This is a genomic window from Mycolicibacterium pyrenivorans (genome assembly GCF_025821625.1).
Lineage (GTDB): Bacteria > Actinomycetota > Actinomycetes > Mycobacteriales > Mycobacteriaceae > Mycobacterium > Mycobacterium pyrenivorans.
The window spans coordinates 1-1,703 of record NZ_JACKSH010000140.1 but is presented as its reverse complement, the minus strand read 5'-3'; the positions used below and the strand labels follow the sequence as shown (position 1 = coordinate 1,703).

The window sequence follows — 1,703 nt, the reverse complement described above, 5'->3', positions numbered from 1 at the left end:
TCGAGTGGTCGGCCGATCGTGACCTCGAAGCCGCACAACAGGCTTGGCGCGACGTGCTCGCCGGCTTCGACACCCCCACCCTGGTCGCTCCGCCGAACCGAGCAGCACTCGGACCACGCGGCTCCATCTCCCATCGACTGCCCGAAGACATCTCACAGGCCCTCGGCGAACTGGCCCGCGCGCACCACTCCACCCTCAATACCGTGCTGCAGGCCGCCTGGGCGCAGACACTGATGTCGCTGACCGGCCACCACGACGTCGTCTTCGGCACCGCGGTGATCCATTGTCGGCCTTCTCATCAACACCGTGCCCGTCCGCGCCCACATCACACCGACCAGCACCACCACCGACCTGATCGCGCAACTGCACGGCAACAACAACCACACCTATGACCACCAACACCTGGCACTGACCGAGATCCACCGCATCACCGGCCACGACCAACTGTTCGACACCCTGTTCGTCTTCGAGAACTACCCCCTCGACAGCGCAGCCCTGGCCGGCACCGACGAGTTGACCATCACCGACGTCAGAGCACGCGAAACCAACCACTACCCCCTGACACTGCAAGCCATGCCCGGACCCGAACTGGGCCTGCGCGTCGAATTCGACACCGACGTCTTCGAGACCGAAAGCGTCCCTTCGCTGATCGAGCGGCTGCGGCGGGTGCTGGAGGCGATGACCGCCGATCCGTCGGCACGTGTGTCGTCGATCGATGTGCTCGATCCCGGTGAGCGCGACCACCTGGACGAGGTCGGCAACCGGGCGGTGTTGGCTTCGCCCGCACCCGGGGTGTCGGTGTCGGAGTTGTTCAGCGCGCAGGTGATCCGTTGCCCGGAGGCGGTGGCGGTGACGTTCGAGGGCCGGTCGCTGACCTATCGCGAGTTGGATGAGACGGCGAACCGGTTGGCGCACCTACTGTCTGACCACGGTGTAGGCGCGGGTCAGTGTGTGGCACTGCTGTTGGAGCGCTCCACCAACGCGGTGGTGGCGATGCTGGCGGTACTCAAGACCGGCGCGGCCTACCTGGCGATCGACCCCGCACTACCCGACGCGCGGATCGCGTTCATGCTCACCGACGCCACCCCGACCGCGGCCGTCACCACCCAGGCATTGCGCTCCCGCCTGGACGCCCACGACGTGACCCTCATCGACCTCGCAGACCCGACCATCGACAGCCAACCCGTCGAGGGCCTGCCTGCGCCGGCTCCCGACGACATCGCCTACCTGATCTACACCTCCGGCACCACCGGCACCCCCAAAGGTGTCGCCGTCAGCCACCGCAACCTTTGCCATCTCGCGGACTCCACCCCCGCCGACCTTCCGACCGGACGCAATGCCATTCGTATGCGTTCGACTTCTCGGTGTGGGAGATCTGGGCCGCACTACTCGGCGGCGGCCACCTGGTCATCGTGCCCGAAAACGTGGCCAGTTCCCCGCCAGACTTCCGCGCACTGCTGATGCGTGAACATGTCACCGTCCTCACCCAAACCCCCTCGGCAGCCACCGCACTCAACCCCGACGGCCTCGACGACGTCGCCGTGCTCTTCGGCGGCGAGGCCTGCCCCGCCGACATCGTCGACCGGTGGGCACCCGGGCGGGTGGTGATCAACGCCTACGGCCCCACCGAGATCACCGTCTACGCCACCATGAGCACACCCCTGACACCAGGATCAGGCCCCGCACCCATCGGCGCACCCGTG

Annotated in this window: 1 pseudogene; it reads left to right on the top strand. The window is 67.1% G+C overall.

From position 1 onward, the window contains the following. Window positions 1-1,703: pseudogene (locus tag H7I57_RS33780) on the top strand (non-ribosomal peptide synthetase); the annotation flags it as partial.